The organism is Frankia sp. CeCAU1, from assembly GCF_977971845.1.
Genome location: NZ_CDWWXA010000118.1, coordinates 1 through 15,090, shown reverse-complemented (window position 1 = coordinate 15,090; position 15,090 = coordinate 1). Strand labels below are relative to the sequence as shown.

At 71.8% G+C, this 15,090-nt stretch carries 12 protein-coding genes; 3 read left to right on the top strand and 9 right to left on the bottom strand.

What is annotated here, in order from left to right; genetic code table 11:
• The first annotated feature begins 165 nt into the window (after positions 1-165).
• Entirely contained in the window at positions 166-1,446 is a 1,281-nt protein-coding gene (locus tag AC08OO_RS18090; RefSeq protein WP_476610294.1) for an NAD(P)/FAD-dependent oxidoreductase, read from the top strand.
• 4 nt (positions 1,447-1,450) lie between these two features.
• Here the strand turns inward: AC08OO_RS18090 and AC08OO_RS18085 are convergent, their stop codons facing one another.
• The gene (locus AC08OO_RS18085) at positions 1,451-1,852 is read right to left on the bottom strand and encodes a DUF3017 domain-containing protein (protein ID WP_476608104.1); all 402 of its coding nucleotides are present in this window, start codon (positions 1,850-1,852) and stop codon (positions 1,451-1,453) included.
• A gap of 976 nt (positions 1,853-2,828) precedes the next feature.
• On the opposite strand from AC08OO_RS18085, the gene AC08OO_RS18080 reads away from it, so the two are divergent.
• The gene (locus AC08OO_RS18080; protein WP_476608103.1) at positions 2,829-3,152 is read left to right on the top strand and encodes a hypothetical protein; all 324 of its coding nucleotides are present in this window, start codon (positions 2,829-2,831) and stop codon (positions 3,150-3,152) included.
• A gap of 598 nt (positions 3,153-3,750) precedes the next feature.
• Here AC08OO_RS18080 and purH read toward each other — a convergent pair.
• The 8 genes from purH to AC08OO_RS18040 form a co-directional block, all read right to left on the bottom strand.
• Complete coding sequence (purH, locus tag AC08OO_RS18075; RefSeq protein WP_476610293.1) at positions 3,751-5,397, bottom strand: bifunctional phosphoribosylaminoimidazolecarboxamide formyltransferase/IMP cyclohydrolase; 1,647 nt, start codon at positions 5,395-5,397, stop codon at positions 3,751-3,753.
• Complete coding sequence (gene purN, locus AC08OO_RS18070; protein WP_476610292.1) at positions 5,394-6,044, bottom strand: phosphoribosylglycinamide formyltransferase; 651 nt, start codon at positions 6,042-6,044, stop codon at positions 5,394-5,396. Before purN ends, purH begins: the two co-directional genes overlap by 4 nt.
• Before the next feature lie 196 nt (positions 6,045-6,240).
• Positions 6,241-6,786 carry a helix-turn-helix domain-containing protein gene (locus tag AC08OO_RS18065; protein WP_476610291.1) on the bottom strand — a complete coding sequence of 182 codons (546 nt, stop codon included), beginning with the start codon at positions 6,784-6,786 and terminating at the stop codon, positions 6,241-6,243.
• Between the two features lie 180 nt (positions 6,787-6,966).
• On the bottom strand, positions 6,967-8,451 hold the full coding sequence (locus tag AC08OO_RS18060) for a cell division protein PerM (RefSeq protein ID WP_476618806.1): 1,485 nt from the start codon (positions 8,449-8,451) through the stop codon (positions 6,967-6,969).
• 172 nt (positions 8,452-8,623) lie between these two features.
• Positions 8,624-9,496, bottom strand: coding sequence for a hypothetical protein (locus AC08OO_RS18055; RefSeq protein WP_476611449.1), 873 nt, complete (start codon positions 9,494-9,496; stop codon positions 8,624-8,626).
• 185 nt (positions 9,497-9,681) lie between these two features.
• Positions 9,682-10,554, bottom strand: a complete 873-nt coding sequence (gene sucD / locus AC08OO_RS18050; RefSeq protein WP_011435105.1) for a succinate--CoA ligase subunit alpha — start codon at positions 10,552-10,554, stop codon at positions 9,682-9,684.
• A 25-nt stretch (positions 10,555-10,579) separates the two neighbouring features.
• Positions 10,580-11,746, bottom strand: coding sequence for an ADP-forming succinate--CoA ligase subunit beta (sucC, locus tag AC08OO_RS18045; RefSeq protein WP_011435104.1), 1,167 nt, complete (start codon positions 11,744-11,746; stop codon positions 10,580-10,582).
• Between the two features lie 419 nt (positions 11,747-12,165).
• Positions 12,166-13,767: a serine/threonine-protein kinase gene (locus AC08OO_RS18040; RefSeq protein WP_476618805.1), complete on the bottom strand. Its 1,602-nt coding sequence runs from the start codon at positions 13,765-13,767 to the stop codon at positions 12,166-12,168.
• A gap of 244 nt (positions 13,768-14,011) precedes the next feature.
• Between AC08OO_RS18040 and AC08OO_RS18035 the strand changes: the two genes are divergently transcribed.
• On the top strand, positions 14,012-15,090 hold a 1,079-nt coding region (locus AC08OO_RS18035), incomplete at its 3' end, for a carboxyl transferase domain-containing protein (protein WP_476618804.1).

The window sequence follows — 15,090 nt, the reverse complement described above, 5'->3', positions numbered from 1 at the left end:
CGTGACGAGCGCCCCGGAGAGAACGCCCCCACGGATACCCGAGAATCCGGCGTGGCCCCGGGAGACGGCGTGGCCCCGGGAGACGGCGTGGCCCCGGGAGACGGCCCAGGTCCGCGGGAACGGGCGGAGAGACGTGACAACGCGGGAACCGCAGGACCACGATACGTGACGGCGGGGCCGGTCAAGGATGCTGACACGATCACCGTCGCCACCCCGATCGTGCGCGTGGACGAGGCTGTCGACCTGCTTTCCCGTACGATTGACGTCCTTGTCGTCGGGGGCGGCCCGGCCGGCAGCGCAGCGGCTCTGGGCGCCCTGCGGGAACGCCCGGACGCACACGTCGTCATCGCCGACGCCGCCGAGTTCCCCCGGGACAAGACCTGCGGTGACGGCATCGCCCCACACGGCCTGGACGTCCTGCGTGATCTCGGCGTGACCGATGCGGTCGCCGGGTACCGGCCGGTGGACCGCATGCGCCTGCGCACCCCAGGGGGCGCCGAGGTGGCCACTCCCTCGGCCCGAGCCAACTACGTGGTACCCAGGGAGGTCTTCGACGCCCGTCTCGTGGCCGCCGCCCAGGCACGTGGAGCTCAGCTGATCCGGCGGCGTGTGCGCTCCCTGGAGTTTACCGACCGGCCGCGCCTGGACGGTCGGGGACGGGAGCCGGTCGTCGTGGTCAACGGCTCGCTCACGGCGCGGGTCGTCATCGGCGCGGACGGCGCAAACTCCGCGGTACGCCGCGGGCTCGGGCTGCCGGGTAACCCCCCCGGGGCAATGGCGATCGCCGTGCGGGCCTACACCGACGTCGCCTTCGGCGACGGCCCCCTCGAACAGTTCATCCACATGACCGACGAGGGTTGGCCGGCCTACGCCTGGTCGTTCCCGATCGGCGACGGCCGTGCGAACATCGGCTACGGGATGCTGCGGTCCCGGCTGGCCGGCGGGACGGACGGAACGAGTGCCAAGACCGTCCTGCGTCGCACGCTCGCCCGCATGCTGCCCGAGACACCGGCGCACCCGGCCACGCTGCGGGCCCATCATCTGCCGCTGTCGACCCATCGCCCCCGGCAGCCGAACGGTCCCGTGCTGCTCGCCGGGGACGCGGCCTCCCTGATCAACCCCCTGACCGGGGAGGGCATCTACTACGCGGTGCTGTCGGGGTCGCTGGCCGGGCATGCCGCCGTCCGCGCGGCGCACCCGGCTGCCGCGGGCCGGGTCTACCGACGCGCTCTCGACGCGGAGCTGGGACGGCATCTGCGGCACACGGCCCTGCTCGCCGGTCTCGCCGGGCGGCGCCGCACACTGATGGAGGCGGCGGTGCGGGCCGCCCGCACCCGTACCGAGCTGTACGACATGCTCGTCGAGATCGGGCTGGGCCGCGGCACGATCCCGACGAGTTCCCTGACCCGTCTGGCGATACGGCGCACCATGACCGGCCTGCGCTAACCCGTCACGGGCCGACGTAGGGAACGGCGAATGTGAGGATTATCATAGATACTCCAAACAGGAGGAGAATACTCACATCGAAGACCCGTCCTCGCACCGCCAGCAGGCCGATCCGCCGTGCCGGCAGCACCAGACGGGCCAAAGCGGCCATCACCAGGACCACGCCGACGACCACCATTCCTCGGCGCCATCTGTCCTGGAAGACCAGCATCAGCCCGACGGTGACCCCGGCGAGCACCAACGCGAGGGTGGCTTCCTGCCGTAGCCAGCCGCCGATCCCGCCCCCGTCGCCACGCCTGCCGGGCCCGGCAGGCCCGGGCCCGGCGGATGCGCCGGGCGTGACGGGTGGCGGCGGGGAGGCAGCTGGGACCGGTGTTCTCCGGGATCCGGAGATGGTCCCTGCCACGGGTGGCCCAGGCTCCGCACCGACCGCCGGCTTCCGGTGCTCCCCGAGGCCGACCAGCGGGGAGGACACCGAACGCCACGGGTCGTGCGATGGGATGCCGTCGCCCGCGACCCGCTCCGGTGGGGACGATCCGGGCTGACCCGGGGCGGCCGGCGGGGCCGGTGTCGGCGGAACGGGACGGTCGAACCGGCGCAACCCGCGATACTCGGCAGGAAGGCGCTCGTCACGATCCTCGCTCGGACGGAAGACGTCAACGCGGGCGGTGCCCGGCCACGACGGACGCCGCCGGTCCGCTTCCGCCCCAGCGCGGCGCGGCGGCAGCTCTGCCCGCTCCGCCCAGGGATCGGGCGCCTCATATCCGCCGGAATATCCGCCGGATCGGTGCCGCCCCCCCGGCCCGGGGCGGCCTGGATCATCCCCGGGTCGAGCCGGGCCAGAGCGGCGCACCGCGTCGGTCACCCTCGCCTCCGGCAGCGGTCGAGATCTCCTGCTGGACAATGGTCCCGTACGGGACATGGTGGCGTCCCCGCCGCCATCGGCGACGACTTCCACCCGGGTGCAGGATGCATCGAACACCAATCCAACCAGGGCATCGGTCCTTACGGACATACGGTAGGCCGCCTGCAGCATCGGCGCGCACGGGCGCACGGGCGCACGCCGGGGCGGCGCCGGGGCCACGCCGGGGCGGCGCCGGGGCCACGCCGGGGCGGCGCCGGGGCCACGCCGGGGCGGCGCACGGGTGGCCCGGGTGAACGGCCGGCCCGTCGGGCGGCGGATCCTCCACGACGGTGATCTGCTCGATGCCACGACCTGCTGAAGCGGGGATGACCTCCCTATATCACATGCCAGCAACCAAGGATACGATTACCCCATCCGAACACATCACGCGCACAATATGCAGCACCCCCACCTATAGGCATCATGCAGGCTTAGGGCAGACTTCCGGCCGCAGTGCCCAAGTGGGATGGAGCGTGACGTGACAGACGAATCACCACACAGCAAGAAGCTGCAGGAACTGATGTTCCGGGCCTGGGAGACCTTCGGGGACGCCCGACACCTGGACAGCGACGACCGGGTGTTCGTCCAGGCGCTGGCGAGGCAGACGGCGGATCGGATCTCGGTGCTCTACGGCGCGAGCTGGCGCGACGCCCTGGACTGGGTAGCCCAGCGCTATGTGCCGAACGGCGACCAGCCCGGCGGTGCGCTCGCGGCGGCGGCCAGCCCAACGGCAACGACGTCCAACGGCAGCGCCAGCGGGCGCCGGGGCTCGGCGGCCGCGGAGGCGAACGCCGCCTCGTGAAGTGAGGGCACCGAACGGCGCACGGCGCCGTTGGGCGGCGCCACGGACGAACCACCAGAGCCACCAGAGCCGGTCGGAACATCGACCGAGGCCAGCCTGCCGGCGGGTCGGGACAGAACGTCCGGGGACAGACGACCGGGCACCGATCAGCAGTCGTCCGATCCGCCATGGCCGTCCGATCCGCCATGGCCATCCGGAGCGGACGGGCGGACGGGAGGCCGGCCCGGCGCGGCCAGATTATCGCTGTCCCAAGCCGATCATCGATCTGACAGCGATCATCTACCGGAGGTCGACCGGCATCCCGGACGCCTGCCCAGTGCCCGACCGGACACGCGCGCCGACGGGCCGGGGGCACCCGGCGTCGTGGCGAGCACCGGGACCGGGACCGGGATCATCGGCGACACCGTGGAGCCGGCTCCTTCGATCGAACTGGAGTATCGGCGTACGGACGGGCATCTGCGATGGGGCCGCCGATTCCGGTGAAGACATGCGCCGGTGAAGACATGCGTGCCGGGGCCGCCGACGACCTCCTCGACAAAGGCTTCGGCCGATGGCTGGCGGAACACACGCCGGTGCCACCGGCCTGGGTGGCCCGCTGTCAGTGCGCGAAGTGGCGGACACCGCTGAAGTAGAGCGTGACGCCGGCCTCCCGGGCAGCCGTGATGACGAGCTCGTCGCGCACCGACCCGCCCGGTTCGACCACGGCCCGCACCCCTGCCTCGGCGAGCACCTCGAAACCGTCGGGGAACGGGAAATAGGCGTCGCTCGCGGCGACAGCCCCCTTCGCCCGGTCCCCTGCCCGGGTCACCGCGAGCCGGGCAGCGTCCACCCGGTTCACCTGGCCCATCCCGACTCCGACGGTGGCACCGCCGGACGCGAGGAGGATGGCGTTCGACTTCACGGAGCGCACCGCCCGCCAGGCGAACCGCAACTCGGCCAGCAGGGCCCCGTCCGCAGGTGATCCCGCCTCCAGCGTCCATCCGGACGGCTCGTCGCCCGGCGCATCGACGGCGTCCCGCGACTGCAGGAGCAGGCCTCCGCTGATCTGGCGCAGTTCGATCCCGCGCTGGTGCGGCGGCGGCGGGCACTCCAGCAGCCGGATCGACGGCTTACGAGAGAGGATCTCCACCGCGGCGGGTTCGTAGGCCGGTGCGACGACGACCTCGGTGAAGATCTCCGCGATCTGTTCGGCGAGCTCGCCCGAGACCGGACGGTTGGTCGCGATCACCCCGCCGAAGGCGGAGACCGGGTCGCAGGCATGCGCCTTGCGGTGGGCCTCGGCGATGGTGGCGCCGATCGCGATGCCGCAGGGGTTGGCGTGCTTGATCACGGCCACGGCGGGCTCGGTGAAGTCGAACACCGCTCGGCGGGCGGCGTCGGTGTCGGTGTAGTTGTTGTAGGACATCTGCTTGCCGTGCAGCTGACGGGCCGAGGCGAGGCCGGGCCGACCCCCGGCGTCGCTCTCCACGTAGAGCGCGGCGCGCTGATGGGGGTTCTCGCCGTAACGCAGGACCTCCGTACGGTGCCACTGCGCGGACAGCACGTCGGGCCATCCGCTCTCCCGCGCCACCTCGTCCGGCGCGACGACGCCGGCGAACCACGAGGACACGGCGATGTCGTACGCCGCGGTGTGGGCGAACGCCTTCGCGGCGAGCCGGCGGCGAACGGGAAGATCATATCCGGATCCGCGGACTGCGGCGGCCAGCTCGGCGTAGTCGCCGGGTGCGACGACAACGGCGACCGACGCATGGTTCTTCGCCGCCGCGCGGATCATGGCCGGACCGCCGATGTCGATCTGCTCGATCGCCTCGTCCTCGCTCGCACCGGCGGCGACTGTCGCGGCGAACGGGTACAGATTGACGACGACCAGGTCGAACGGAGCGATGTCGAGTTCGGCCAACACCGCGGCGTGCTCGGCGTTACGCAGATCGGCCAACAGACCGGCGTGCACGTGGGGGTGCAGCGTCTTGACGCGACCGCCCAGCACCTCCGGAAACCCGGTCACGGTGCTCACCGGTGTGACCGCCAGCCCGTGACGGGCCAGGACGTCGGCGGTTGAACCGGTCGAGACCACCTCGACGTCGGCTGCAAGGAACGCCTCCGCGAGGATGTCGAGCCCGCTCTTGTCGTAGACGCTGACAAGCGCCCGTCGCAGCGGCCGCCGCCCGGTGGGGACCACTTCGCCGGGTTCGGATCCGCGGACAGCCCCGCCCTCGCCGGCCACACCTTCGCCCGATGACGTCATGATTCCTCCTGTACCCAAACTTCTGCCGATGCGGGAGACCCGTGCTCGCCCCGTCGATGTCCGGCCGGGGTCGAGTCGCCGCTCCCGGCCCGCACGATCCCGCCGATCGTCGCGACGAACAGTCCTCGCTCGACGCTCTGGATCCGTGCATGAAGTGTCTGCTCGGTATCGCCTGGCTCAACCGGCACCGCCCGCTGAGCGATGATCGGACCGGTGTCGACGCCTTCGTCGACCCAGTGCACCGTCACCCCGCTGACCTTCACCCCGGCGGCCAACGCGTCACGCACCGCGGTGGCTCCCGGGAAGGCAGGCAGCAGCGACGGGTGGGTGTTGATCGCCCGGAACCGGCCGATCACCCGGGCACTGAGAATCTTCATGTAACCCGCCAGGACCAACAGATCGGGCGCGAATTCGGCGATCCGCCCGGCCGTCGCGGCGTTGAAGGCATCCCGGTCCGGGTGGTCCTCGAGACGAACGGTGAACACCGGGACCCCCGACGCCCGGGCCCGCCGTTCCGCTCCGGTGCCGTAGCGGTCGGTGCCGACCGCCACGACCGCCGCGCCGAACCCGGGGTCCGCGGTTGCGTCGAGGATCGCCTGCAGGGTGGTTCCCGCTCCCGAGGCGAGTACGACGAGACGAGCAGACACAGACACACTCCGTAAGCAGGATCAGGCGACGCGACGAGCCGCCCGCTGCGCAACCGCCACCTGCGGACGACGGCGGAACAATGGCCGGTCCGACTGTACTGACTCGACCAGCTCCGCCGCTCCCCACCGGAAACGCGCGCACCGGCGCCCGCCGGGCGCGGCCCGCCAGGCGGCCACCCGAGCCCGGGACTGCCGATCATGCCGCCGGGACCCATCCGGCGAGGAGATTTGCCAGCCACGCGTCGAGGGCCTGGGCGGACGGGACCTCGCAGGCCGCCGGAGACGACAGCCTGTCAGCCAACGAGCGCAGCCCCGCACACCCGTCCTCCTCCGTGCCGCCTGCTGCGCAGGTGCACCCGACGGAGGCTGCGGGGCCCGCCCCTCCCTCGAAGCCCTCGTCGAGTTCGCCGTAGTCCCGCCCGTCCAGCAGATCACCCGGCCGGCACAGGTAGAGCTCAGCCAGCCGTGACAGGACCTGCGTGGAAGGCGCCCGGCCGCCCTTGGCCGGCCAGCTCTCCCAGTACGAGAAAGTCTTACCGGTCTTGGCCGGCCCAGAACCGGGCCACCGCTCGTTCCAGCGGCGTGCGGCCTCCTCCTGCGTCCAGCCGTGCGCGAGGCGGAACGCGACGAGCGCGCTCAGGTGATGGCGGGCCTGCAGTCTTCGGGCGATGCGACGATAGGACCAGCCCAGCTCCCGCAGGCGGAGTGCTTCAGCCCGGATACGGGCGACCGTGACCGCCACGACGACCTCCGTGAAGATGATCCAGTGCGGTCACGGTAACCGGCTGCGCGGACAGTTTTCGGATGCCGACGGGGTGCCGGGCGGGCGGGGAGGGAGCGGGCGGGAAAAGATCCACGCCGGGCGGGAAGCTGCGGACCGACAGACCTCGACGAGGCCGCGACAGCGGGGCCGCGAGGCCAGTCAGGGGTGTCGTCGTGACAGCCGGGCTGACGACCATGAGCCGGATGGCTGCAGCCGGCGCCACCATGAGGACGCCGCCGCGTCGTCGGCGACGAACGGCCGCTCGGCCCGACGGGCCGCCAGGTCGATGCCGCCGATCAACAGGAGTCCGACAAGCGCGGTCTCCCCCCCGGCAATCAGGCCGCACAGCCATCCGGACGAGGGACCATAGTGGTTGCCCTGACCCGTCACGGTCCCGACCTGTCCCATCGATACCTGGACCGCCAGACCCACGAGGGCACCGCAGACCACCGCCCCGAGCAGGACGGTCAGGAGGCGAGCCCGGGAGCGGCGTCCCAGGATCGCCCGATGGACCATGACAGCAAGCACGACTCCGGCCACGACGGGCACCAGCGCCAGCACAAGCCACCCGGGCCTGGGCAACGCGCTCGGCGGAAGAGCCGCCAGCACCGGGAGGTCCGGCAGATCGGCCGGGCGGACGACATCCGCCCGGACCAGACCCGAACCCGTTCGAAATCCTGGTCCAAGGGCGTAGGACAGACCCCAGAGGACCAGGTTGGGCAGCAGCGCAAGCTGGGTCGCCGTGAGCCCGAGACCCCCGAGCGCGCCCACGTCGAGCGAGCGCTCGGCTGCGGCGACCTCGGGCTCGGTCGCCGCGAGCACCAGCGCGACCCCGAACGCAGCGGCCGCCAGCAGCGCCATGAACGCCGCCGCGCCGGACAGCAGGGGGACGCGCAGCATCACGGGCAGCATCCGCCATGCCGTGCGCAGCCGATGGCGACCGGCCAGCGCGCCGAGCAGGGCGGCCGGTATCCCGAACGCGGCCGTCCCCAGCGCCGCGGAACCGGGGGTCGGCCGTACCGAATGCGTGCGCACGATGACCGCGACGACCACGACGAAGAGAGTCTGGGCGCCCACAACGCCGATGACGTCGCCCGCCACGGCCCGCCAGGGGACCCCGGCGGCGCCATCCGACCGGCATCGGCCCCCGCGGGAGTCCCCGGGGTCCGATGCCGAAGCGGCGGGGCGCCCTCCGCCGAGCCGTGCGGGCCGCAACCGCGACACCCGGCCCAGCGGCATCCGACCGAGCGAGACCCGGTTCAGCGACGCTCGGCCCAGGGGCGTCCGGTTGAGCACGGCATGCGACTGCAGTGATGCCGCGCTCGCCCGCCGATGCGCCGCGCTCAGCGCCGCGGCCAGCGGGAAGAGGGCGAGGCCCAACGGCCGGAACGCGATGATCCCGTCAGGGAGCCGCAGCGTCGTTCCGTGAGCGGCAAGCCACAGATCGGCTCCGACGCGCAGAGCCGCGGCGGGTCCGGTGGAGGAGCCGGTGTCGGCTCCCCACACAACCAGAACGACGAATTCGATGAAGATCAGGCCCGCGGCCGACGCGGCGACCGCCTCCGCCAAGGGCCGTCCGCCCCGCTGCCAGATCCGATCGGTGAGGCGTCGCGGCAGTCGGGGCGGCTGCATGGAGGCGGGCACGTTAGGACGCTCGCACGCAGATGCGCGGCTCAGCGGACAACACGCCGTCGTCGGCGCGGGAAATGCCCGAAGTAGGACGAATAGTTATGGTTAGCCGGAGAGGTCGACCCACCGCATCCCCCACGCCACATCCCCCGAGCGACCGTCATGAACCACTCGCCGGGGCATCGGATCAACGACCGGGAGGAGACTCCTGCTGGCCGTAACCACCCGGCGGAGGCGGCTGCTGGCCATAACCCGTGGGCGACTGACCATGACCCTGCGACGGCTGGCCGTATCCGCCCGGCTGGACCGGCTGCCCGTACCCGCCAGCGGGCGGCGCGCCGTATCCGCCCGGCTGGACCGGCTGCCCATACCCCGTGGGCGACTGACCATGACCCTGCGACGGCTGGCCGTATCCGCCCGGCTGGACCGGCTGCCCGTACCCGCCAGCGGGCGGCCCATAGCCCGGCGGCGGCCCGTACCCCGTGGGCGGCTGACCGTAACCGGGTGTGGGCTGCTGGCCGTAGGGCTGGCCGTAAGGCGGCTGACCACCATACGGAGGCCAGGCGCCCGGCTGACCGGGCCCGGTGGGACGGGCACCCGGCCGGCCGGGAATGGGCGCTCCGCTCGCCAGCGCCGTGAGCACCCCGAAGACGGTCTGCACGATCGTCAGCAGCAAGGCGAGGTAGAACCCGAAACTCGGCCCGGCATCCACCCCGCTCGGCACATCGGGGAACCGAATCCATCTGATCAATAGCAGGAGGACGGCGAATGCCGAGACGGCTGGCAGTATCCACAGGATCGAGACCGGACCAACGTCCGGGATGCGGACGTTGGCGGCGACGCGCGCCGTCACCAGACCGGCGACCACGACCACCAGGAACACCGGGAACCAGGAGTTGAACCCGAGCCCCCAGGCGTTCTTGTGGGCCTCCGCCGAGCGGCCGAAAAATCCCAGGCTCACCGAATACCACGGCAGGAAGCTCACGATGAACGTGACCGCCCCGGAGGCGATCACCCCGATGTCGTTGGTGGCGACGCTACGACCGCCGATTTGTGCCACGACGGCAACCCCACTTCGTCTGGTCGGTCGGTGCGGGGACGAGAGTCGTCGATGCACCGATGCAGGAGTCTTGCAGCCGTCGGAAGCGAAGGGAAGATGTCCGTCCCGAAGCCCCGCGGCCGAGACCCCTACCTGTCCCGCGGCCGAGACCCCGCGTCCCGCGGGGGCTCGGCACCAGGATAGGCCTACAACGACCGCATGATGTCAGCCATCAGCCGGGCGGTCTCCGACGGGGTCTTGCCAACCCGGACGCCGGCCTTCTCCAAGGCTTCCTTCTTGGCCTGCGCGGTACCGGACGAACCGGACACGATGGCGCCCGCGTGGCCCATCGTCTTGCCCTCCGGCGCGGTGAAGCCGGCCACGTAGCCGACGACCGGCTTGGTCACGTTCTCCTCGATGTGCGCCGCGGCCCGCTCCTCGGCGTCACCGCCGATCTCACCGATCATCACGATCGCGTCGGTGTTCGGATCGGCCTGGAAGGCGTCGAGCGCATCGATGTGCGTGGTGCCGATGACCGGGTCGCCACCGATGCCGACACAGGTGGAGAAGCCGAACTCCCGCAGCTCGTACATCATCTGGTAGGTCAGCGTGCCGCTCTTGCTGACCAGGCCGATGCGCCCGCCGGGGGTGATGTCGGCCGGGATGATGCCGGCATTGGACAGACCGGGGCTCGCGATACCCGGGCAGTTCGGCCCGATGATCCGCGTCGTCGCCTTGGACCGGGAGTAGGCGAAGAACTCGGTCGTGTCGTGGATCGGCACGCCCTCGGTGATGACCACCGCAAGTGGGATCGCCGCGTCGATCGCCTCGATCGCCGCGTCCTTGGTGAACGCAGGCGGAACGAAGATCACCGAGACGTTGGCGCCGGTCTGCGCCATCGCATCGGCGACGGAGCCGAACACCGGCACGCCCTCGACCTGCTGGCCCACCTTGCGCGCGTTCACGCCGGCGACGACGTTCGTGCCCGCGGCGAGCATGCGGCGGGTGTGCTTGCTGCCCTCCGAGCCGGTGATGCCCTGCACCACCACCCGGCTGTTCTCGTCAAGCCAGATAGCCATCGGTTCGCAATCCCCTTCGCCCAGGTCAGGCCGCGGCCGCGGCGAGCTCGGCGGCGAGCTTCGCCGCGCCGTCCATCGTGTCGACCGGCTTGACCACCGGCAGGTTCGCCTCGGCCAGGATGCGGCGGCCCTCCTCGGCGTTGTTGCCGTCGAGGCGCACCACCAGCGGGGTGCTGACGTCGCCGACGATCTTCAGGGCCTGCACGATGCCGTTGGCCACCGCGTCGCAGGAGGTGATGCCACCGAAGATGTTGACGAAGACGCTCTTGACCGCCGGGTCACCAAGGATGATCGACAGACCGTTCGCCATGACCTCGGCGGACGCACCGCCGCCGATGTCGAGGAAGTTCGCCGGGCGCTTGCCGCCGAATTCCTCCCCGGCGTAGGTCACCACGTCGAGGGTGGACATGACCAGGCCGGCACCGTTTCCGATGATCCCGACCTCGCCCTCGAGCTTGACGTAGTTGAGGCCCTTCTCCTTGGCCTTCTGCTCCAGCGGGTCCACCGCGGCCACGTCGACGAACGCCTCGTGCTCCGGGTGGCGGAAGTCGGCGTTGTCGTCCAGGCTGACCTTGCCGTCGAGGGCGACGACCCGGCCGTCACCGGTGAGGATCAGCGGGTTGACCTCGACGAGGGTGGCGTCCGACTTGACGAACACGGTCCAGAGCTTGGCCAGCAGCTCGCTCGCGCCGTCCAGAGCCGCCTCGGGCAGCTTCGCCGCGACCGCGATCTCGCGAGCCTTGGCCGCGTCGACTCCCTTGAGCGGGTCGATCGCAATCCGGGCCAGCGCCTCCGGCTTGGTCGCCGCCACCTCCTCGATCTCCATGCCGCCCTCTCGGGAGGCCATGGCGAGAAAGGTGCGGTTCGCCCGGTCCAGCAGGAAGGATGCGTAGTACTCCTCGGCGATGTTGCTGGCTTCCTCGACGAGCACCGAGTGGACCGTGTGGCCCTTGATGTCCATGCCGAGGATCGCTGTCGCCTTCGCGAAGGCGTCATCCGGCCCGTCGGCTACCTTGACGCCACCGGCCTTGCCCCGGCCTCCGGTCTTGACCTGCGCCTTGACGACGACCCTGCCACCGAGCTCGGTGGCGATCGCGCGGGCCTCCTCGGGGGTGGTCGCGGTCTTCCCGGTGGGCACCGGTACGCCATGTTCGGCGAACAGCTTCTTCGCCTGGTATTCGAAAAGATCCACGGTCCGTCCAGTCGGATGCGGTCGTTACGGGTTGGGATACGTAGAGCTGCACAGAACGCCTGCGAGCCTACTGACGAGGGCGTTACGGCGCGCGCCACGCGCCGTGCACCACCGCCGTCGCTGGCGGCCCGCGGGTGGGATCGAACGGGCCGGTCCGGCGCATCCCTCGACCCGCTCCGGGGACCCGGCAGGGTCGTCGATACAGGACAGATACAGGACAAATGAGGTGGACACCTGTCGCACCGAGGGTGGCTTCCGCCTCGCCGCCCTCAGAGCGCGGGTCCGCCGGGAGCCGCTGAGCGTGACCGCCGGGACCTGCCCTAGGCCGTCCCGTGTCTGACGTCACGAAAGTTGAGACCCTCATTATGCCGGAAATCACATGGAAGAAACACCGATCGTGGCCGGCCCCTCCGGACCAGTTAGACGAATTTCAGGATAACGACGATCAAGATCATCGTTAGTCCGATCCCGAGCCAACCCAGGCCGATGCCGAGGGCCGCCACTGTGGCGCCACGCTCATCCCTGCGGCGGATCCGAACCCGCGCGACCAGGCCGACCACGACAGCCGCGGCACTCCCAATCCCGAAGATCCAGAGTACCGCCAGGAGAACCGACAGCATCGCGCCGCTGTTCCAGTGCCGGCGCCGCGACGCCTCGGCCCGCCTGGCGCCGGTCCACCGCCCGACCCGCGGCGCAGCCGGTCGACCCGCTGGCGGGAAGGCCGACGGATCGGGAGGACGCGCAGGCGGAGTCGGGTCGCTGGGGCGATAGGTCACCTCTGACCGTCCCGGATCGGACGCCACGTCCGCGGCGGTCGTGCCCCGACGCCCCACGGGCGCCTGATCCGCCCGCCCCCCCGGGAAAACCGCTCCCGACGATGGTGGCGGGGCGACCGGTCGCAGCGGAGCCGCGGGGGGTAATGGCACGGCGGGCCGAAAGGCCGATGCGGGTGGCGGCGGTCCGACCGGCCACAGGCCGGGTGCCGGGCCTGGTCCCTGCACATCCGGCGCCCAGCCGCCGGCCGAGCCGGCCGCCCCCGGCGCGGGCCGGGCCGGAACTCGCCCCGCGCCGGGGACACGCGGACCGGAACGATTCGGCGACGGAGAGGAGACCGGCGCAGGGAACGGGGCGGGCACGCCGAACACCGGAGACGATCCGGTCCAGGTCCGCTCCAGGACGTCACCGGCGGCGGCATCGGCCTCGGTGACCCCACGCACCTCCCGGCCTACCAGCGCGGCCAGCAGCGAGGCGGCGTCCGGCCGCTCCCGCGGGGCCTTGGACAGCGCCCTCGCGACCTGGTTGAGCAGGTACCCAGGGAGCGTGTAGAGATCGGGAGAGTCCCGCTGCACCCGGACGGCAAGCAGGTCCGGCGTCTCGGCATGGAAGGGATGTCGCCCCGTCGCCGCGTACGTCACGCAGCTCGCCCAGGCAAAGACGTCCGCCGAGGCGTCCGACGGCTCGCCGCGCATCTGTTCCGGTGACATCCAGGCCAACGTGCCGATCACATGACCGGTGCGGGTCAGCGTGGCGCTGTCGGTCAGGTGCGCGATCCCGAAGTCGATCACCTTGGGTCCGTCCCAGGCCAGCAGGATGTTGGACGGTTTGAGATCACGATGGACGACGCCGGCGGCGTGGATGGCGACCAGCGCGTCGGCGAGGCCGACGGCAAGACCCCGGACGAGGTGGTCCTCCAGCCGACCGCGGGCCCGGACGGCCTCGGCCAGGCTGGTCCCCTCGACGTACTCGGTGACCATCCACGGCGCCGCGGCCTCGGTGTCGGCGTCGAGCACGGCGGCCACCGCCGTGCCTCGCACGCGCAGCGCCGCCCGCACCTCACGTTCGAAGCGGCTGCGGAACTCCTCGTCCTCGGCGAGATCCTCGGCGGCGACCTTCACGGCTACGGGACGCCGATCCGGGGCGAAACCGAGATACACGGTCCCCATCCCGCCGGCACCGATCCGGTTCTGCAGGCGGTACGGGCCGATCTGGCGAGGATCCTCCTCCATCAGCGGTGTGAGCATCGCTTCCCTCGCTGCTCCCCTCGCAGCACCGGTGTAGCGGGTTCGATCCGGGTTCCCACCCGCCCGGGGGCTGTGGATGAAAGACTATGTCCCGGCCGCCATCGGGCCGAGGGCACGGAGCGTCCCAGGCGTGCGGGCCTGCGGGCCTGCGAGCACCCGCCGGCGGGGAGCGCCCGTCCGTGTTCCACGACACCGCGGCCGCGACGACGGACATCCGGTCGGCCCCGGGCGCGAAGATGCGGACGTGGACAACGACACCCGGCCGGGCCAGAAGACGACCGCCGACTGGCGCGCCGCCCTGCTCGCAGGCATCACCCTGCGGCCCGCCACGGCTGCGGCCGTCAACCGACTGGGCTGGCCCGACTACGACGCTCGACCGGCCCTGCGCTGGGGCGAAGGCGCGGTGGCCGGCATCCCTGCCGTGGTCGCGGTCTGGGATTTCACGGTTTACGGGGGAAGCTTTGGCGAGCGGGACGCACGTGGGTTCACCGAGGCCGCCACCGCGGCCGCGGCCAGCCGCCGTCCCCTGGTGTCGTTCCTGCGCAGCGGCGGCACCCGCCTGCAGGAAGGGGTCGCCGGACTCGTCGGGCTGCCCCGGGCCGCACTGGCGCTCGCCGCACTGGACGCGGCGGGGGTCGGTCACATCGCCGTCGCGGACCAGCCCACCACCGGTGGCGTCTGGGTGACGATCGGCTCCCGCGCGGACCTTCGGTGCGCGGTACGCGGGGCGACGGTCGGCTTCGCCGGGCCTCGGGTGGTCGCGGCGGCCACCGGTGCCGCCCCGCCCCCGGGCAGCTACACCGCGGACTCGGCATACGCCGCAGGGCTGGTTGACGCGGCGCCGGCGCCCGGTGCCGTCCAGGTATGGCTGCGGCGGGCCCTGACCGGCCTGGCGGGTCTACCCGATCGGGAGAGCCGGGCCGGTCCAGGTACCCGGACCGGCCCGGGCGGCCAAACCACTCCGGGCAGATCGGGCGACCGGGCAGACAGAGGCGACCAGGCAGACGGATCGGACGGCGGCCCGTCACGAGCCGACGACGGGACCACCCTCCCCGTCCCGCCCGACGATCCGGACACCCGAACCGGGTCCGACGGACCTGCGCCGGGAGCTGAACATGCCGCCGCGCGCTCCGGGTGGGCGCAGGTGCGGGCGGCCAGGGATGGCATCCGACCGGACGGCATCGAGGTGCTGCGGACGCTGCTTCCCGATGGCGTCGACCTGGTCGGGCCGGATCCCCGGGTCGTGGCCGGTGCGGGGGTGCTCCTGGGCGACATCGCGGGAGCTGCGGGAGCTGCGGGAGCTGCGGGGGCTGCGGGGTGGGG

Bases quoted from the DNA above. Each gene is read 5' to 3' on its own strand.
- purH (WP_476610293.1), bottom strand. From the start codon at position 5,397: ATGACGTCATCGGGCGAAGGTGTGGCCGGCGAGGGCGGGGCTGTCCGC.
- sucD (WP_011435105.1), bottom strand. From the start codon at position 10,554: ATGGCTATCTGGCTTGACGAGAACAGCCGGGTGGTGGTGCAGGGCATC.
- AC08OO_RS18040 (WP_476618805.1), bottom strand. From the start codon at position 13,767: ATGCTCACACCGCTGATGGAGGAGGATCCTCGCCAGATCGGCCCGTAC.